This is a genomic window from candidate division WOR-3 bacterium, from assembly GCA_039801725.1.
Classification (GTDB): domain Bacteria; phylum Hydrothermota; class Tepidihabitantia; order Tepidihabitantales; family DTDR01; genus DTDR01.
In genome coordinates this window covers 1-18,753 of sequence record JBDRVE010000005.1, presented here as the reverse complement: position 1 = coordinate 18,753, position 18,753 = coordinate 1, and the positions used below count along the sequence as shown (strand labels likewise).

15 protein-coding genes, 1 tRNA gene and 2 rRNA genes are annotated in these 18,753 nt (G+C 35.2%); 2 read left to right on the top strand and 16 right to left on the bottom strand.

The window, feature by feature from the left end; genetic code table 11:
• Nucleotides 1-129: 129 nt before the first annotated feature.
• From ABIK75_01895 to ABIK75_01855, 9 genes are all read right to left on the bottom strand, one after another.
• Entirely contained in the window at nucleotides 130-2,265 is a 2,136-nt protein-coding gene (locus tag ABIK75_01895) for a putative LPS assembly protein LptD (protein MEO0089847.1), read from the bottom strand.
• A gap of 16 nt (nucleotides 2,266-2,281) precedes the next feature.
• A complete protein-coding gene (gene sppA, locus ABIK75_01890; protein ID MEO0089846.1) occupies nucleotides 2,282-4,477 on the bottom strand; it encodes a signal peptide peptidase SppA in 2,196 nt (731 codons plus the stop codon).
• A 98-nt stretch (nucleotides 4,478-4,575) separates the two neighbouring features.
• Nucleotides 4,576-5,217, bottom strand: a complete 642-nt coding sequence (locus ABIK75_01885) for a prepilin-type N-terminal cleavage/methylation domain-containing protein (GenBank protein ID MEO0089845.1) — start codon at nucleotides 5,215-5,217, stop codon at nucleotides 4,576-4,578.
• Nucleotides 5,218-5,408: 191 nt separating this feature from the next.
• Nucleotides 5,409-5,525: ribosomal RNA gene (gene rrf / locus ABIK75_01880) — 5S ribosomal RNA — on the bottom strand.
• Between the two features lie 31 nt (nucleotides 5,526-5,556).
• Nucleotides 5,557-8,571, bottom strand: a 23S ribosomal RNA gene (locus ABIK75_01875).
• A 76-nt stretch (nucleotides 8,572-8,647) separates the two neighbouring features.
• Complete coding sequence (locus ABIK75_01870) at nucleotides 8,648-8,860, bottom strand: hypothetical protein (protein MEO0089844.1); 213 nt, start codon at nucleotides 8,858-8,860, stop codon at nucleotides 8,648-8,650.
• A gap of 45 nt (nucleotides 8,861-8,905) precedes the next feature.
• Nucleotides 8,906-9,889 (bottom strand): hypothetical protein, encoded by a 984-nt coding sequence (locus ABIK75_01865; GenBank protein MEO0089843.1) that lies wholly within the window; start codon nucleotides 9,887-9,889, stop codon nucleotides 8,906-8,908.
• Nucleotides 9,886-10,680 (bottom strand): sigma-70 family RNA polymerase sigma factor, encoded by a 795-nt coding sequence (locus ABIK75_01860; GenBank protein ID MEO0089842.1) that lies wholly within the window; start codon nucleotides 10,678-10,680, stop codon nucleotides 9,886-9,888. The genes ABIK75_01865 and ABIK75_01860 overlap by 4 nt, the downstream gene beginning before the upstream one ends.
• Nucleotides 10,680-12,131 (bottom strand): DegQ family serine endoprotease, encoded by a 1,452-nt coding sequence (locus ABIK75_01855; GenBank protein MEO0089841.1) that lies wholly within the window; start codon nucleotides 12,129-12,131, stop codon nucleotides 10,680-10,682. The genes ABIK75_01860 and ABIK75_01855 overlap by 1 nt, the downstream gene beginning before the upstream one ends.
• Before the next feature lie 212 nt (nucleotides 12,132-12,343).
• Here ABIK75_01855 and rd point away from each other — a divergent pair, with 212 nt between their 5' ends.
• Nucleotides 12,344-12,508, top strand: coding sequence for a rubredoxin (rd, locus tag ABIK75_01850; protein ID MEO0089840.1), 165 nt, complete (start codon nucleotides 12,344-12,346; stop codon nucleotides 12,506-12,508).
• Between the two features lie 8 nt (nucleotides 12,509-12,516).
• Complete coding sequence (locus ABIK75_01845; protein MEO0089839.1) at nucleotides 12,517-13,692, top strand: FprA family A-type flavoprotein; 1,176 nt, start codon at nucleotides 12,517-12,519, stop codon at nucleotides 13,690-13,692.
• On the opposite strand, the gene ABIK75_01840 is transcribed toward ABIK75_01845, so the two are convergent.
• From ABIK75_01840 to ABIK75_01810, 7 genes are all read right to left on the bottom strand, one after another.
• Entirely contained in the window at nucleotides 13,681-14,298 is a 618-nt protein-coding gene (locus ABIK75_01840; GenBank protein ID MEO0089838.1) for a DUF502 domain-containing protein, read from the bottom strand. The two genes, ABIK75_01845 and ABIK75_01840, sit on opposite strands and share 12 nt — an antisense overlap.
• Nucleotides 14,299-14,301: 3 nt before the next feature.
• Nucleotides 14,302-14,856, bottom strand: a complete 555-nt coding sequence (locus tag ABIK75_01835; GenBank protein MEO0089837.1) for a DUF366 family protein — start codon at nucleotides 14,854-14,856, stop codon at nucleotides 14,302-14,304.
• Nucleotides 14,837-15,400: a DUF4416 family protein gene (locus ABIK75_01830; protein MEO0089836.1), complete on the bottom strand. Its 564-nt coding sequence runs from the start codon at nucleotides 15,398-15,400 to the stop codon at nucleotides 14,837-14,839. Before ABIK75_01830 ends, ABIK75_01835 begins: the two co-directional genes overlap by 20 nt.
• Nucleotides 15,369-15,995 (bottom strand): SMC-Scp complex subunit ScpB, encoded by a 627-nt coding sequence (scpB, locus tag ABIK75_01825; protein MEO0089835.1) that lies wholly within the window; start codon nucleotides 15,993-15,995, stop codon nucleotides 15,369-15,371. Before scpB ends, ABIK75_01830 begins: the two co-directional genes overlap by 32 nt.
• The gene (locus ABIK75_01820) at nucleotides 15,988-17,202 is read right to left on the bottom strand and encodes an aspartate kinase (GenBank protein ID MEO0089834.1); all 1,215 of its coding nucleotides are present in this window, start codon (nucleotides 17,200-17,202) and stop codon (nucleotides 15,988-15,990) included. The genes scpB and ABIK75_01820 overlap by 8 nt, the downstream gene beginning before the upstream one ends.
• Nucleotides 17,199-18,335, bottom strand: coding sequence for an aminotransferase class I/II-fold pyridoxal phosphate-dependent enzyme (locus tag ABIK75_01815; protein MEO0089833.1), 1,137 nt, complete (start codon nucleotides 18,333-18,335; stop codon nucleotides 17,199-17,201). The genes ABIK75_01820 and ABIK75_01815 overlap by 4 nt, the downstream gene beginning before the upstream one ends.
• Nucleotides 18,336-18,353: 18 nt before the next feature.
• Nucleotides 18,354-18,443, bottom strand: a tRNA-Ser gene (locus tag ABIK75_01810).
• Between the last annotated feature and the right edge of the window lie 310 nt (nucleotides 18,444-18,753).

Here is an 18,753-nt window from a genome sequence, read left to right as displayed (position 1 = left end):
GGATGTAAACTAATGGAATAAAATTTTTAATGATTTTCTAATAATTACTTTGAGCTACTATCTTATATTTGGTAATGATACCTTAATCAATTAAATAACCATTAGCAAGTTACCAATTAGATAAAAACGTCATTTTAAAAGGAACCCAAAAATATCTTTGCCAATAGAAACTTCCGGTATTTTCTTAATCCGCAGTTTAAAATCGTAACGCCAAAGGGTACCGAATTTAGAAAAGTTAAAAATTCCTTCCCAGCAATGAAGATCTCTCCAAATAGAGATTGAATAATCCGTAATTTTTTTCTCTTTTCCATTATAACCAAAAGAGAAGTTAAATTTAATTTTAGAAAAATTTAGATACCCAGAATTTTGAATCATATGAGAAGTTTTGGAAATAATATGACTCAATTTTATATTTAAGGTACAAACCTTAAAAATCTCATCTTTCCATTCCAAATTATTTGTCAAACTTGGCTCAAAAATTTTTTCTTTGAAATTATAGCTTAAATAAAAACTAGAATTAAATTTGATATTCTCCTCTTCAAAAACCTTTATTTCTCCATTCATATTAATTGGTGAAAATTCTCTTTCTAAAAAAGAATAATTACACTTAATAGTGAGGATAAGAAAATTTCTTTTTTTTTCTTCATTTTTTCTTAGATATTTGATATTGAAATTGTTAAGAATATTAAACTCTAAAAATAATGATTTGGGCTTTTCTTTAAAATTGGGCAGATTTCTTTTTGTTGCTGGTTCATAATTTAAATTAATATTTGGACTTAAAGTATGTAAAAACCCTTTTAAAGAGAACAAATTTAAAAAATATATCCGATAAAGAGTAATTCCAGAATTTAGAGAAATTGGATAGCGGACAATAGTTTTCATTGAATCCTTATAGAAATTCCATTCTTGAGAATAACCAAAATTTTCAGAAATATATAAAGTATTCAAGAATAATTGGGAAAGTCCAAAATTGGCGTCGGTGGATAACTTAGAATATTCCTCTTTTACTTCACCTTTAATAACTTTTTTCCCCTTTTTATAAGAGAAATTACCAAAACGAAGATTTCTTAAGAAATTGGGAGTTAAAAATATCCCCAAATTTCCCTGAAGTCTCTCTTCATAATTTTTTATGGTATCTTTAAAAATAGCATAATAATTTTCCAATCTAAAAGAAGGAGAAAAATTGGTGAAGTTTCTTATTAGTGGTCGGGAGACTAAAGAGAAAGAAAAACTGGGCAAAAGAAATTGATTTATATTATTTATAAAATCTTTTTTATTTTCTAAATAAAGATTTGCTTGACCAAAATTTCTATAAGTTCTCTTGATATTTGCTACCGAATATATTTCACTTCTTAACCATTCTATTTTATCTTCGGCATACTCCTGGATAAATTTGGCATCACTTTGATAATCAATTTTTGATGATAACTCACTTTTAAAAAGAAATTTTGATGTGTGCTGAAGATTAAGAGAATATCGTCTCCTTTTAGTTCTTGATTCGCTAATAAAAGAACCGATAAATTGACCTTTGGCAAGAGGAGAATAATCATAAATTCCTTCAATTTTTGGCATTATTCCCTTTTTCTGCATCAAGTCTAAATAAAAAGTTAAATCAGCGTGTTCATTAATAACTAAATAATAAGCAACTCTTTTAAAATAGAAACCCTCTTCTTTTGACCTTCCTGCCCGAAAAGGTAAAAGACCCGATTTCCTTTTCTCACCAATGGGAAAAAACCAAAAAGGAGCAGCAACAAAAGGTGGCTTTAAAGAAAAGAAGTGTAAACTAATCGGCTCAACAATCACCATATCCTCAACTAAAATTTTAACTTTCTTGGCAAAAAAATGATAATGGGATGGGTTATATTCACAGGTTGTATAACTACAATTAATCGCATGTAATACCTTTTCCTTTATCAACCAAATCTCATCGGCATAAAAAAAACCATCGCCAATCTTTGTTCTTGCCTTTTTCATCATTCCCTTTTTATTATTAATATTAAAATGTAATTCTTCACCAATAATTGTATCTTTTTCAGCAGAAAAAATCACCTCATAATTTTTTTTATAGGCATGTAATATCTGATTATTCAAATCATAACTGATAGAACAGGCTTTCACTTCGTATATTGAATATCTCACAAAAGAAGAATCAAGCAAAATAACCAATTCTTTATCAGGATAGTAAAAGATTCTTTTGCCACCATAAAAAACTACCTCACTTGTATCTTCTTGGGAATAGAGAGCTCTTAAAAATATGAAAGACAAAAGAAAAAGAAATCGGCTATTCAATTACAATATTTTCCGGCAGCAAATAAAGAATTCTTTCCTTTAATAAAGCAAAAATATTAACCTTTGGAAAAGAAAAGAGAAATCTTCTCTCTTCCTTCGGATATAAAAATATTTCTATCTCTTCTCCTTTTTTAATTTTGGCTTCTTCTTTGGCTATCTCAATTGCTTTTCTCAACGGACCAATCTCATCAACCAATCCCAATTCTTTTGCTTTATATCCACTCCAAACCCTACCTTGACCGATAGAATCAATATATTCTTTATTTAATTTTCTTCCTTCACTTACGCGCGTGATAAATTTATCATACCACCATTCCAATTGTTTCATAAAAATTTCTCTTTCCCTTTCAGTATAACCACGCAATTCTGTTTGGGCATCAGCCATTTCTCCTCTCTTTAAATAATCAAAAGTAATCCCTAATTTATCTTCATATAATTTTTTAGCAACAAATTTAATGCTGAAAATACCAATTGAACCAGTAATAGTTGAATTATCAGCAAGGATTCTTCTTGCCAAACAAGCGATATAATAGCCACCGGAAGCAGCAACATTTCCCATTGAAACAATTACCGGCTTTTTCTCATTACATTTTTTAACGGCATTAGCAATTATTTCTGAAGCACTTGCTGAACCACCACCAGAATTTATTCGGAAAATAACCGCTTTAATTGACTTATCCTTTTCTAATTTCTTAAATATCTCCTCCATTGTTTCTGAGCCAATATATTTTCCACCAATTAATGGTCTTGGGTCATAACCACTTTTTCCATCAACAATCGTTCCTTCCGCAATTACCAAAGCAATTTTCTTTTTTCTCTTTAACCAACTTCTTCCTATTTCTTTCTCACCCAAATATTTTTCTATTTTTATCTTTTTAACTTTGGTATATTTCTTTAAAAATTCATCAACATCTTTCGGATATAAAACCGTATCGATTAATCCAAACTCCTTTGCCAACTTCTCATTAAAATAACCATAATAATTTATCAAACTATCCAAATCTCTTTCTCTTATTCTTGTTTCCTTAATATTTTCTTTTACTTTTGAATAAATCATATCAAGAATTTCATTAAGTTGTTCTTTATCTTCTTCTGACATGTTTTCTCTTGTGAATAATTCTTTTGCTGATTTATATTTACCAATCGCTAAAACTTCCATCTCTCCACCTATTTTTTCTAACAATTTCTTTATATAATATTTCTTTAATAGAATACCAGGAATAACCACTTCACCGCCTTTATTTAAAATCAAACAATCACCAAGGGAAACAATTTGGTACTCTAACAAACTTTTATAATAATCGGCATAAAAAATAACCTTCTTACCCTTATTTTTAATTTCTAAAAGGATTTCCCTTAATTCTTCATATTGAGCAGGAGATAAATAATAATCTTTCAGACGAATAAAAATTCCATAAACATCTTCTTTCTTCAAAATCTCTTCTAAGTTTTTTATTAAAAGATAAAATCTTGGTATTCGTTTTTTAAAAAATAAAGATTGCTCATAATAATCCTCATCATAATTACCAGAAAAAGTTATCTCTATAAATTTTTTAGGTCTTTTAAAAATCGTCAGATATCTTTCTTTTGACAAAAACAATTCGATCTCTTTTGATTTTCTACCGTATTTTGAAGAGATTTTAAATTTAGGAAAAGAGAAACTTATTCCCAAGTTGATATTTTTATCTTTATCCAGTTCTCCTTTTATCAAAAACCCATCAAGTATTTCTATCTCGGTTCCCAAGAGATAATAGGGATTTTTATAATAGTCAAAATAAAAATTTATCCTTTCATTAATCGGTCTTAAACCGATGCCAAAATTAAAATCTTTTTCTGAATTATAACTAAAAGAAAAAGATAAAAAATTTGTTGGACGGAAAATAAACCCTGCTAAATGATTCGATTCCTTTAATTTTTCGATATATTGATACCGATAGCCCCAAAATATATTTTTACCTATAGATAGACCAAACCCAAAATAATAATTATTTAAATCACCCTTCTTTTCAAAACCAAAACCAAAATTATTTAAAGAAAACCCTATATCTAAAATAGTATCCTTATCTAACTTTTTTGAAAAATAGATTTCGTAACCCGAATTTATTCCTAAACCACTGGGATTATAAAAAATTGCCTTACTTCTTTCAATATTGGCTAAATAGTTAAAAAGATAAAAAAACAAAAACATATTATCTATAATAAAAAAAATTTAATAAATGTCAATAAAATAAAAATGGGGGTGATAAGGCTCACCCCCAAAGCCATCCTTATTATAAGATTTAGTAATTAGTTGTGAAGCACAAAGAAGTTCCAATATTCTGGTTCAAAGGGATCTTCCGCACCCGGTGCTACATCGTACATCGGATAATTTTCACCTACTTCATTAAGTCTACCCCAACCAGCAATTCCATACTCTTGAGCAATCTCAGTTGCGGGATCATAATAAACACCTACAGCGATTGCTCCTGAAACCTCTACTGCATCTGCCCATTCAAGATAAGGACACTCTGCTACTTCAGAACCTCCCCAAGTCACAGCGTTCAAACCAGGTTCCTCAAATAGAAAATCTCCACCATAAAAAAGATCTTCATAATCTCCTCCATTATAAACAGTACCGGTATAGGGGTTGGATGGGAAATTACCAAATTTATCTTCGATCAATGGGTCACCGCCAGGAAAATAATAAGCTAAAGGACCCTCTGGGTCAAGAACATCACCCACTACATCTTCGGTTGGATATTGGCCCATATGGTCAGATGCCCATGCCTCTAAGGCAGTTTGAATTACGTGCATATTGTTTTTGACGCTTGTTCTTCTTGCTCTTTCTTGGAAAAGTGCGAAGTTGGGGATAATAAGTGCTAATAGGATACCGATAATTAAAATTACCACTAATAATTCAATTAATGTAAAGCCCTTTTTGTTTAACATAATTCACCTCCATTTTTGGTTTATTTAACCACATATTGTGGTCTCTCCAAATATAATTATAACAAAAAATTAAAAAAAAGTCAAGAGATTTTTTAAAAAAATTTTTTATTTAATTTATTATTTTTCAAAAACTTATAATTCTTAAAAAAATTTTTTATTTAATTTAACCTTAAGGTTAAAAAACAAAAAACTCTCGGTGACGACCTACTCTCCCGTGGCGTTTCCACCACAGTACCATCGGCCCTGGAGAGCTTAACTTCTCTGTTCGGAATGGGAAGAGGTGTTTCCTCTCCGGTATAGTCACCGAGAGTTTAAATTTTAATGATAAAAGAAGCGGAGACCTTCAAGCCAAACGGCCTATTAGTACCCCTCGGCTAAAACCCTTGCGGGTCTTACACCTGGGGCCTATCAACCAGGTAGTCTACCTGGGGCCTTCAGGGAGACCTTATCTTGGGATGGGCTTCCCGCTTAGATGCTTTCAGCGGTTATCCCTTCCGGACATGGCTACCCAGCGATGCGGCTGGCGCCACAGCTGGTACACCAGAGGTCCGTCCGTCCCGGTCCTCTCGTACTAGGGACAGCTTCCCTCAAGTCTCCTGCGCTCGCGATGGATAGAGTCCGAGCTGTCTCACGACGCTCTGAACCCAGCTCACGTACCGCTTTAATGGGCGAACAGACCAACCCTTGGGACCTTCTTCAGCCCCAGGATGCGATGAGCCGACATCGAGGTGCCAAACCGGGCCGTCGATAGGGACTCTCGGGCCCGATCAGCCTGTTATCCCCGGAGTACCTTTTATCCGCTGGGCGATGGCCCTTCCACACAGGACCACCGGATCACTAGGCCCCGCTTTCGCGTCTGCTCGACCTGTCGGTCTCGCAGTCAGGCCGGCTTATACCCTTATGCTCTCCACACGGTTACCGTCCGTGCTGAGCCGACCTTTGGACGCCTCCGTTACCTTTTAGGAGGCGACCGCCCCAGTCAAACTGCCCACCTGACACTGTCCCCTGCTGGGATTCACCAGTCAGGGTTAGGATTTCAACAAATCCAGGGTGGTATTTCACCGGCGGCTCCACCCGAACTGGCGTCCGGGCTTCATAGCCTCCCACCTATCCTACACAAGATTTGCCGAAACCCAATATCAGGCTGCAGTAAAGGTTCACGGGGTCTTTTTGTCCGATCGCGAGCAGGCGGCATCTTCACCGCCACTACAGTTTCGCCGGGTCCCCCGTCGAGACACTGGCCCACTCGTTACGCCATTCATGCAGGTCGGAACTTACCCGACAAGGAATTTCGCTACCTTAGGACCGTTAGAGTTACGGCCGCCGTTTACCAGGGCTTTGGTCGGGAGCTTCGCCTTGCGGCTAACCCCCTCCCTTAACCTTCTGGCACCGGGCAGGCGTCAGGCCCTATACTTCGCCTTACGGCTTGGCAGAGCCCTGTGTTTTTGTTAAACAGTCGGCAGGCCCACTTCACTGCGGCCCTTCAAGGCTTTTTACACCCCAAAGGGCACCCCTTCTCCCGAAGTTACGGGGTCAAATTGCCGAGTTCCTTAACGGGGGTTATCCCGCGCGCCTGTGGATACTCTCCTCGCCCACCTGTGTCGGTTTCCGGTACGGGCACTTTAATGCCTGGCATAGAGGCTTTTCTCGGCATTCGGTCCGGCCGAGTTCGCCTGTGAAAAAATCACAGGCTCCCCATCATTACGGTGACTTATGGACACGGATTTGCCTATGCCCCATCACCGTAATTTAGACCGCCTAAGCCAACAGGCGGCTCGGCCTTTCCTCCTGCGTCACCCCATAGCTCATAACGGCATTAAAGTGGCAGCCGAATATTAACGGCTTTTCCATCACCTACGCCTTTCGGCCTCGGCTTAGGTCCCGGCTAACTCTGGGCGGACGAACCTTCCCCAGAAACCCTTGGGCTTCCGGCGACCGGGATTCTCACCCGGTTTATCGCTACTCGTGCCGGCATAATCACTTCCGCTTCGTCCAGCATAGCTCGCGCTATGCCTTCAACCTACCGCGGAACGTTCCCCTACCGCTTCCTTGGGAAAAACCCAAGGAAACCTACGGCTTCGGTGGTTGGCTTAAGCCCCGATAAATTTTCGGCGCTGAACCACTCGGCTGGTGAGCTGTTACGCACTCTTTAAAGGATGGCTGCTTCTAAGCCAACCTCCCAGCTGTCTGAGTGGTTCAACATCCTTTCCCACTTAGCCAACACTTAGGGACCTTAGCCGGTAGTCTGGGTTATTCCCCTCTCGGCGATGGAGCTTATCCCCCACCGCCTCTCTCCCCGGATAAATATAGCGGCATTCGGAGTTTGGTTGGGCTTCCCTGAACATAGTTCAGGGTTACCCATCCAGTGCTCTACCTCCGCTATACACTCCGGAGGCTGCCCCTAGAGGCATTTCGGGGAAAACCAGCTATCACCCGGTTTGGTTAGCCTTTCACTCCTACCCACAGCTCATCCGAGGGTATTGCAACACCCACCGGTTCGGGCCTCCATCGGCTTTTACGCCGATTTCACCCTGGCCATGGGTAGCTCACCGGGTTTCGGGTCTAATGCCGGGAACTTAGCGCCCTGTTCGGACTCGCTTTCGCTACGGCTCCGTCCAAGGCTCTTAACCCTGGACTTAACCTCGCTCCCGACATTAACTCGCCGGCTCATTATGCAAAAGGCACGCAGTCACTTTGGATTTCTAACTTCAAAAGAAGAAAGAAACCCAAAGCTCCTGCTGATTGTAGGCCCAAAATTTCAGGTTCTGTTTCACTCCCCTCCCGGGGTTCTTTTCACCTTTCCCTCACGGTACTAGTGCACTATCGGTCAGTGGGTTGTATTTAGCCTTAGGAGGTGGTCCTCCCAGATTCCCACGGGATTCCACGAGTCCCGTGGTACTTGGGAACCTAACCAAGGGAGACATCTTGGATTTCGCCTACAGGACTATCACCTTCTATGGTTCGCCTTTCCAGGACGATTCGGCTATCCAAGATGTTTTGTAACTCCCTTGCCTCCCGGCAGCCGGCACGGTTAGGCCCCACTACCCCGCCTAGGCAACGGCTGCCGCCTTTTACACCTAGGTCGGTTTGGGCTCTTCCCCTTTCGCTCGCCGCTACTCGGGGAATCGATTTTTCTTTCTTTTCCTCCCCTTACTGAGATGTTTCACTTCAGGGGGTTCGCTTCCTTAGGGTTGCCCCTAAGGATGGTAGGATTTTAATCCTACCAGGTTGCCCCATTCGGGAATCCCCGGATCACAGGTTGCTCGCACCTCCCCGGGGCTTATCGCAGCCTGCCACGCCCTTCATCGCCACCCACTGCCGAGGCATCCATTTTGGGCCCTTAGTATCTTGAAGGCCGCCGCTTCTTTTACCAAATTTTCAAAGAGCAAAATTTATCTTATATATAAATATAGTTAAAATTTTTGAAAAGTCAAGAAGAATTTTTCTGATTTTTTTCTTTTAAATTTTTTATCTTTTCAAAAATCGAAACAATTTCGTCCCAAAGAAGATTACGATTTTCAGAGTGAAAAGCTTTAACAATCTCTTCAATTTCTAAAAAATTTAGCAGAATAGGTTTCTTAAAGGGAACTTTTTCTTCTTTTTTATGTAGTTTTTTTATTAGTAATAATATCTCTTCTCTCATAACCATATTTTTAGATACCAACAAAAAGAAAAAGTTTCTTAAAAATTAAAAAGAAAATTTAAATCCGAAAAACCACCTTCGCGAGGAATTTACCAAAAGATTTAAAAAATAAAATTCGAAATTATTTGAAAATCGATAATTTAAACCAAAATTATATTCATAATTAGTAAAACAAATATTTTCTTTCTCCCAAATTAAACCATTTTTTAAACCAAAGAGAAATTTTATTTTACCAAAAGAACCTATTAATCCATAAGGAAAAATTATTTTTATAGTTACTTCTTTTTTTAAAAATAATAAAGGTTTCATAGCAAAAAAATTATTAAGAATAAAACCATAAAAATTGTAATAAGAAGATAAACAATAACCGCCTAAAAATTCCCAACTTTTTAAGTTATTTTCTTTTCGATAATCTACGTCCAAAAGAAAAATATGCTTGTCAATCTCACCAATTACTTTTTTGGCAATCAAATTTATTTGGTAATTACAAAAACTGTTTTCAAAGGAAATAAATTGAGTAACCCATTCAAACCTTTCTTCTTCTCCTTTTGAAAAACCTAATTTAATGGGCAAATATCTTTTTTTTTCGATAAAATTTTGATGGATAGTACTCTTTTCTAAATAAAATTCTTGGTAACTAACTCCTAAACCAATTTTTATTTCCTCCAAATTATAATTAAAACTAATGGGCAGATTAAGATAATCTAAAAAGACCGTTTTCTCTTTGGTTTTCCTATAACTCAAAAGATAGTGATAAGAAATATTAAAAATAAAATCTTTTTTATTCCCTTTGATACTTAAAAGACTCTGGAAAGAAACAGGTAATCCGGTATCCAAAGAAAGATAGTCGTGGTAAGAAAAAAAAGAAAAGAAAAATTTTTTATTCCAGAAAAAAAGATTGGCAGGGTTTAAATAAATATCTGTCTCTGAATCGGATACCAAATTTACAAAATCAACTCCTAAAATATTTAACTGGGGAGAAAGGGGTATTAATTGAGAATTGAAGAAAAATAGTAGAAAAAAAATCACAAAAAGAAAGAAATAAGATTAAGCCTTTTATTTAAAAATCGACGCAATTTCTTAAGCGCCTCATTACGAATCTGTCGGACCCTTTCCCTTGAAAGTCCTAAATCCTTACCAATCTTTGTTAAACTCTCGGGTTCTTTATAAGGGGGCAAACCAAAAACCTTTTTAATAACCAAACGTTCTCTCTCGGTGAGTTGTGATAAACACTCATTAACAATTTTTTTTATATTTACCTTTTCAAATTGAGTTTCTCGAGTTTCGTTAACTAGAATAGGATTCTCTTCAGAAGTTTCTTCTCCTTCTAAATTAAAGCGGGCTAAATTTAAAAAATTTATTGCTTGCTTAACCTCACTTAATGGTACCTTAAACTTTTTTGCCAATTGTTCAGGTTGAAAAAGCATTTCGGGAGGTTCTTTTTTTATCTTTTTCGCTAATTTCTGAATCTTAGGAGAAAAATGGAAAATAGCCTCGTTAAATATCGCTTCTCTTATTCGGTATTTAATTCTTTTGGCAGCATAAGTGGCTAAACGCGCATTCTTCTTTTCGTCAAACTTATGAATCGCTTCCATCAAACCGGTTATCCCTTCTCCAATTAGATCATCCAAAGATAAATTTTTTGAACGATATTTTTGAGCAATTTTTACTACTAATTTAAGATGGGATAAAATAAGTTTAGAAAAAGCTTGATAATTATTCTTTTTTGCCTTTTCAATCAGTTCTCGTTCTTCTTCGCGAGAAAGATCGGGATACTGTTGGGATAAGAAAAAATAATAAGAAGGAAGATCCTTGACCATTATTCTTTGAGACGAAGAGGAATGAGATAAATTTCATTTCCTCTTTTTATTTTAAAAAGAATTGACTTCCGTTCTTTAAATCTTTCCAAAAGACGATAGTAATCATCCAAATTTTTAACTTTTTCTTTCTGAATTTCTAAAATAATATCACCAACCTGGATACCAGCTTCTTCCGCTGGCGAATTTGCTTCCACTTCTTCTACTTCAACACCTTCTTTTGTTTCTTTTACTCGCAACCCGATGCTTAAAACTTCTTCCTTTTTAACTTGGGAAACTTCCTCAGGCATTTCTCCTAAAACCACAGTCACTTTCCGAACTCGACCATCGCGATAAATTTCTAGCTCTACCTTAGTATTAGGGGGAGTTTCAGCAACCATAAATCTCAATTCATCAACACTTTTTACTTTATTGCCTTGAAATTTTAAAATCACATCTCCCGATTTTAAATCGGCTCTACTTGCAGGCGAATTAGGGATAATATCTCTTATAACCACTCCTTCCAAATCTTTGGGTAAATCCATCGATTCTTTTAACTCGTCCGTTAATTCTTGAAGATAAATCCCCAAATAACCACGGACAACTTTCCCTCTTTTTAACAAATCATCTTTCACTTTTTTCACTAAGTTAATTGGAATAGCAAAACCGATTCCAATATTCCCACCAGAAGTGGTTTTAATTGCCGTATTGATACCAATAACTTCACCTTTCAAATTTACTAAGGGACCACCGGAATTTCCTGGATTTATTGCGGCATCGGTTTGGATGAAATCTTGGTAAGTTGGTCCGCCATAAAGATCAATACCGGTTCGATGTTTAGCCGATATAACTCCAACGGTAACCGTACCCGATAAACCAAAAGGATTACCCACTGCCATCACCCATTCACCAATTCTCACTTCATCAGAATTACCTAAGGGGGCATAGGGAAGTTTCTTTTTTGTTTCAATCTTCAACAGAGCAATATCAGTTTTTGAATCGCGACCAATAATTTTTACTTCTTTTTCTTTAAATTTTGTTCCGTCAGAAAGAGTAATAATTACTTTATCATATCCTTCAATTACATGATTATTAGTAATTACATAACCGTCTTCCGAAATTATCACACCACTTCCTAAGGTTCTTATTTTCTCACTAAATTCTTTTGGTAAAGGGAAATCTTTAAAAAATTCTCTAAAAAAATCTTCAAAGGGTGAGAAAAATTCAAAACCCGGTGTTCTAATTTTTATTGATTTTTCAGCAGAAATATTTACTACTGTCGGAATAATCTTTTCCGCAACTTCAACAAAAGAAATGTTATTTGTTGGTAAGTTTGGTTTTCCTTCTAAAACTGGTTGAGAAACATTTTGGACATACAGAGAGGTTTTTTCTTTTCCTTTCAGGGGAGAAACGATAAAACCTAACGCAAAAGACAAAACACAAAAACCAATTATTAAAATAATTTCTCTTCTCATAGGAAAATTATATCTAAAAAATGAGATAAGTCAATTTTATATTTAATATAAATAAAAAACCACGGGGCTCTTATATTTTAGGAGGGCTCTATTTTGGATAGATTGAAAGGAGGCATTATATGAGAGGCTTGAGCCCCGTGGTTGAAATTTACTTAAAATAAATTATAATAATAAATTATAATAATATTTTTAAAAAAATCAAGGAGGAAAAAATGAAAAGATATCGCTGTACTCTTTGTGGTTACATTTATGACCCAAAATTAGGTGATAAAGAAAGAAATATTCCTCCTGATACGCCTTTCGAAGAGTTGCCCGATGATTGGATTTGTCCAATTTGTGGTGCTGATAAAAGTTACTTTGAACCAATTGAAGAGTAGGAGGTGAAGTGGTAAGAGAAATAACAAAAGATATTTGGGCAGTAGGTGCTATCGATTGGGATAGAAGATTATTTGACGAATTAATTCCCTTACCCGATGGCACAAGTTATAATGCTTATTTAATCAAAGGAAGCGAAAAAACTGTTTTAATTGACACTGTTGATCCGACAAAAGAAAAAGAACTAGTGGAAAATTTAAAATCACTTAATCTAAAAATTGATTATTTAATTTCTTTACATGCTGAACAAGACCATTCGGGAGCAATCCCACGAATATTAGAACTCTATCCGGAAGCAAAACTTATTACTAATAAAAAGGGTAAAGAGTTTTTAATGGATTTATTGTTAATACCTGAAGGAAAATTTATTACGGTGGAAGATAATGAAAAAATCTCTTTAGGCAATAAAACTTTACAATTTATTTTCACTCCTTGGGTTCATTGGCCAGAAACAATGGTTGCCTATCTTATAGAGGAAAAAATTCTTTTTACTTGTGATTTATTTGGCTCTCATTTAGCGACCAGTGATTTATTTGTTCAGGATAAAGAAAAGGTTTACTTTGCTGCTAAAAGATATTATGCCGAAATTATGATGCCTTTTCGAAATCAAATAAAGAACCATTTAAACAAAATAAGAGATTTAGAAATTAGAATAATTGCTCCCAGTCACGGACCAATCTATTTGGAACCCACCTTTATTATTAATGCTTATGAAGATTGGGTTAACGACAAAGGGAAAAATGAGGTTATTTTAGCCTATGTCTCAATGCATAATAGTACAAGGATAATGGCTGAATTTTTAATTAGTGAATTAATAAATTTAGGAATTAAAGTAATTCCTTTTAATTTAACAAAGACCGACATCGGTGAATTAGCCATTGCTTCGGTTGATGCCACTACTATACTAATTGGTACACCAACAGTGTTAACTGGTCCCCATCCAACTGCCCTTTTTGCTATCTATCTTTTAAATATTCTAAAGCCAAAAGCAAAGTATCTTGGAATTTTTGGTTCTTATGGCTGGGGTGGCAGAACCTTGGAGATTATCAAAAACCTAACAACTAATTTGAATGCGGAATTATTGCCACCGGTACTTATAAAGGGATATCCTAAAAAAGAAGATTTTCTTTTATTAAAAGATTGGGCAAAAAAGATTAAAGAAAAACACGAACTTCTAAATTTTTAATTTTTCTAAGGTTTCTTTATTCAGGACAATTCCGCCAGAAACGATCAATTTTAATCCTTCATCTATTGATAAATTTAACTCATAAACCTCCTCTTGAGGCACCAAAATTAGCCAACCAGAAGTTGGATTAGGAGTGGTAGGTAAATATATCAAACAAAACTCTTTCTTTTTATCTTCGGAAAATATTTTTTCTTCATTCATAATAAAACCAAGAGCAAAAATCCCTTTGCGCGGATACTCGACGGCAACTACTTTTTTAAGGGATTTCCGATCAATAAACACCGCGTTAGTTAGTTGCCGAGCAGAATTATAAATTTCTCTTACTAAAGGAACTTTTAAAATCAAATCTTCTAATAAACCAAAAAGCCACTTACCTAAAAAACCACTGGTTAAAGCACCAACCAGCAAAATCAAAAAGAGAAAAACAAAAAAACCTAAAATTGTTAATATTTCTTGTGGTAATTCTTTTAAGAAGGGTAAGATTTTAAAAAGAGGAGCCAAAAAACTACCTAATTTGGTAACTAAAAACCAAAAAATAAAAATTGTTAAACCTAAAGGAATAACAAGAACTAATCCCGCAATAAAATACCGGCGAAGGATTTTCACTTTTTATTCTACCCAGCGTGTCCGACAGCGCATCTGGTTTATCCGTTCGGAATCTTTAGCATACCTTTCTAAAACAAGGTTGCCAAATTCCGTAACATCAATCTGATAATCTTCTAAACCTTTGGCAGGAATTTCTGTCGGAGGAGTAATGTGAATACCCACATAAACCAAAGAAGAGACCGGCGAAGAGGTAGCCATTGATATCGCTACCCGATTCTCACCATCGTAAAGTTCGTTGCCCACTCTTTTTATTTGGTTGGCATTTAATTTTTCGTTTAGAGTATCTTTGACAATATCTAAAAGAAGATAACTTCTTAATATTGCCTTTTCTACATCTACTTCAAAGTGCTCAGCAAGAAAATGGAGCATTTTTGGAACATAAGAATATCGTCGCACTTTTTGACTCTCTAAATCCACTGCTTCTTTAAGAGAGATATCACAAGCACCAATAAAGGCAACAATAGAATCACCTAAGATATTATAAGTATCATAAGCAAAAAGAGAACGGAGTTGTTCGCCGGTAAAAGTTAATTCTTCTTTAATAAATCTCGTTTTCATTTCCTTCTTTACTATAACAAATTTTTTTCAAATCTTCAATATAAATCTTTCTTACTTTTAAAAGAAAATTGTGAAAAAAATCTTGTTGGTAATCGGGATAGGTCCAATTTAAATTATGAAACTTTTTGTGTTGGTAGATCAAAGTAACTTCGGCATAAATCCCATCTCTTAAATAAATGCGATGGGCATAATTTTTGGTGGTGGCTAAAATAAAATTATTTAATGTCAAGATACCTGGGTCAATATTTATCCTTCTTTTTTCGTTCTCTTTAAATTTATCTTCAATTTCATTTGTCTTGATTTTCAAATCGGGTAAAAAATCGGGCATAACTAAATTTTTGTAAGAAACCCATTGCCTTTTTAAATCCTTGCCCATTTCTTCTTGGTAATAATCAGTAAAATTAAAATCAATAATCTCACTTTTAAAATCCTCTTCGCCCAGCAGGGGAAATAAGATTCTATTAACCTCCTCAATAAGCTTGACATCAGAAGTAATATAACCAATCACTACTTTAACTTTCTGGGGAGTTCTTATCTCTCCCATATCCTTCGTGAAGAGCAAGAAAATTTTCAATCTCTTCTCTTTTAGGCAAATCTTCAAAGGAGTTAAGTCCAAAATATTTAAGAAATTCATTGGTCAAAACATACAAAAAGGGGGCACCGGGTTTCTTGGCTCGACCTTCAATTTTGATAAGTTTCTTTCCTAAAAGAATATTTAAGATATGGGTTGAATCAACCCCTCTTATTTTTTCAATCTCTTGTTTAGTGATTGGTTGGTGATAAGCAATAATGGCTAAAACCTCTAAAGCGGCAGGTGATAAAGGTTTCTTTTTCTTTTCTTGATAAAATTTGGTTAGATAATCACTATATTCGGGCAGAGTAAAAAGTTGGTATCCTTTCGCTACCCTTTGAATACGAAAAGTCCTTTCACTTCTTTCATACTCATCATTAAGTAAAGCGATTATCTCCTCTATCTCCTTTTCACTCAAAGAAAAAAAGGCTTTCAATCTTTTAATACTAACGGGCTCACTACTAACAAAAAGAATAGCTTCAATTATTTTTTTAAAACCATTTGCCTTAAAGGAATTACTCATTTCCTCAAAATCCTTTTTCAACTGTAAAGGATAAAAATTATTCATCTACCAATTGAAAAGTTTTTAATAAAATTTTAATTACCTTCCTTAAATTTTTTTCGGGAAGAAAACAAGTTATCCGATTAGGTGTCAGAGAAAAACCATCGATATGAATATGATTTTTTGTCAAGGTGGCAAACAGGTTTTCTAAAATCTCGCTACTCTGCCCAATCTCATTTCCCACTAATGAAAAAGAAGCCATCTTCTCCTTTTTCAAAATCTTTTTCCAGCCAATCTCCTTGGCAATTTTCTTTAATAACTTCTCACAATTTAGTTTCTCTTCCTCTTTGACAATAAAAAGCAAATCAAAGGCTTGATTATCGGGCAAACCGTGGGAAAAGAAAATTGGCTTTATCTTGTTTTCTGCCAAATAACTAATTACCTGGTGTAGACATTTTGGTTTTTTGGGAATATTTATTAAACTAAACAAAACCAAATCTTTCTGGTGGGTTATCCCTTTTACTTTTATCTCCTCAAATTCCAAATCTTTAGTAATCATTGTCTCTCCTTTTTTATCAAAGGAAGATTTTAAAATTAGTTCCAAATTATATTTTTGTGCGAGGGCACAAGCCCGAGGATGTAAAACCTCGGCACCAAAATTACTCATTTCAAACATTTCATCATAAGTTAATTTTCTTATTAACTTTACCTTGCTAAATTGATAAGGGTCTTCAGTATAGACACCACAAACATCGCTATATATCTCACATTTTTGGGCATTTAAAGCAATTGCCAATGCCACGGCAGTGATATCAGAGCCACCTCTTCCTAATAGGGTTATCTCTTTATCAAAAGAGACACCCTGAAAACCCATCACAATTGGTACCTTTTTTTCTTTTAATACCTTCTTGAGTCGTTCACCGTTTACCATTCTAATCCGAGCAGAAGTAAAATTATTATCAGTAATTATTCCAATTTGCGAACCAGTAAAAGAAACTGCCTTTATTCCCATTCTATGTAAAGTTATTGCTAAAAGAGATGCTGATATCCTTTCACCGCAAGAAAGAAGCATTGCCAATTCCCTTTCGGGTGGCAAAGGATTTAATCTTTTTGCCAAACTTAATAAATCATCGGTAGTATCACCCATTGCTGAAACAACCACGCAGGGCAGATAACCTTCTTCTAAGGTATTCTTTATAATCTTAGCAACCTTCCTTATCCTTGATAGATTTGCTAAAGAAGAACCGCCAAATTTCTGGACAATAATCTTCATTTTAAACGGGAAATTGCCTCCTTTATCAATTTCTCATTAACCGTCAAAGAAAATCTTAAATAACCTTCACCATACTTACCGAAGCCGCTACCTGGTGCTGCTAAAATTCTTTTCTCTTTTAGAAGTTTTAAGGCAAATCTTAATGAAGATTTTTCCTTCTTTGGTATTTTTGCCCACAAATAAAAAGTTGCCTTTGGCTTTCTAATTTCAAAGCCATACTCCAATAAAGCCGGTAATAACAAATTTTGTCTTTTTAAATAAATCTTTCTTAACTTTTCTGGAAAATTATATTCATATCTTAAAGCATAAATCCCGGCTTCTTGGATTGCCTTAAAAGGACCAGTATCAACATTCTCTTTTATTCTCATCATTGCGTTTATCAAATTCTTATTACCACAAATAAAACCGAGTCGCCAGCCAGAGAGGTTAAAACTCTTAGAGAAAGAATGGAACTCACAACAAAATTCCTTTGCTCCTTTTACTTGCAAAATACTTGGTGGTTTTTCTTCAAAATAGATTTCCGAATAGGCATTATCATTAGAGATAAAAAATCCGTATTTTTGGGCAAGGGCAACCAAATCTTTATAAAAATCCAAATTAGCAAAGGCGGTTGTTGGATTATTAGGGAAATTAATGGCTAACAACTTTATCTTTCTTATCTTTTTAAGGTCGTCCAAATCGGGTAAAAAATTATTCTCTTCTTTTAGTGGCAAAGTAAAAATTTTTGCCCCAACTAATAAGGGATTATTATGATAAGGAGGAAAAATTGGGTCCGTAGTAACATAAACATCATCTTTATCGCATACTCCCCAAATAAAATGAGCAATTCCTTCTTTACTACCGATAAGAACCGCAACCTCTGTCTCGGGGTCTAATTTTACACCAAACCTTTTATCATACCATTCACAAATTGCCTCTCTTAATTCCAATTCACCTCGGTATTTTGGGTACCGATGATTTTCCAATTTATTTAAGGCATTCTTAAAAGCCTTAATAATATTTTTAGAAGGTGGCAGGTCAGGATTTCCCTCACCAAAATCGATCAAACCTTCTTTATATTTCCTTTTTAAATCGTCTAATTTTTTAAAGAGATAAGGTGGTAATAAGGTTACTCTTTTAGCAAAGGCTTCCATTTAATAAATAAAAATTTACGGAGAGGGTGGGATTCGAACCCACGGTGCGGCTTTTCACCGCACACACGATTTCCAGTCGTGCTCCTTCGGCCACTCGGACACCTCTCCTTTAAGAATAAATATAATTAATTTTTATAAAATGTCAATAGTAAAACAATCCTTTAAATCGGTGGGAAAACTATAGATTTTTTATTACCCAAAAAGATTTGCTAACGAACTTCCTAAGTTACAACTTCTTTAAGAGAAAAAAAGTTTCGCCATAAAGTTGTCATTTTATAGTAAAAATATCCAATTTTAAATATAAATTATAAATCAAATGTAGGAAATTGAGGCAAGTCATTTATTTTTATTTCTGCTAATTCTAATAAATGTCCTAAAAGCTCTTCATAGGTTTCTTTTTCAACAGAATTAGTGCCGT

Coding starts and splice junctions, on each gene's coding strand:
- scpB (MEO0089835.1), bottom strand. CDS start 15,995: ATGAATAATTTTTATCCTTTACAGTTGAAAAAGGATTTTGAGGAAATG.
- ABIK75_01885 (MEO0089845.1), bottom strand. CDS start 5,217: ATGTTAAACAAAAAGGGCTTTACATTAATTGAATTATTAGTGGTAATT.
- ABIK75_01855 (MEO0089841.1), bottom strand. CDS start 12,131: ATGAGAAGAGAAATTATTTTAATAATTGGTTTTTGTGTTTTGTCTTTT.
- ABIK75_01860 (MEO0089842.1), bottom strand. CDS start 10,680: ATGGTCAAGGATCTTCCTTCTTATTATTTTTTCTTATCCCAACAGTAT.
- ABIK75_01815 (MEO0089833.1), bottom strand. CDS start 18,335: ATGGAAGCCTTTGCTAAAAGAGTAACCTTATTACCACCTTATCTCTTT.
- sppA (MEO0089846.1), bottom strand. CDS start 4,477: ATGTTTTTGTTTTTTTATCTTTTTAACTATTTAGCCAATATTGAAAGA.
- ABIK75_01835 (MEO0089837.1), bottom strand. CDS start 14,856: ATGAAAACGAGATTTATTAAAGAAGAATTAACTTTTACCGGCGAACAA.
- ABIK75_01830 (MEO0089836.1), bottom strand. CDS start 15,400: ATGGGAGAGATAAGAACTCCCCAGAAAGTTAAAGTAGTGATTGGTTAT.
- ABIK75_01820 (MEO0089834.1), bottom strand. CDS start 17,202: ATGAAGATTATTGTCCAGAAATTTGGCGGTTCTTCTTTAGCAAATCTA.
- rd (MEO0089840.1), top strand. CDS start 12,344: ATGAAAAGATATCGCTGTACTCTTTGTGGTTACATTTATGACCCAAAA.
- ABIK75_01870 (MEO0089844.1), bottom strand. CDS start 8,860: ATGAGAGAAGAGATATTATTACTAATAAAAAAACTACATAAAAAAGAA.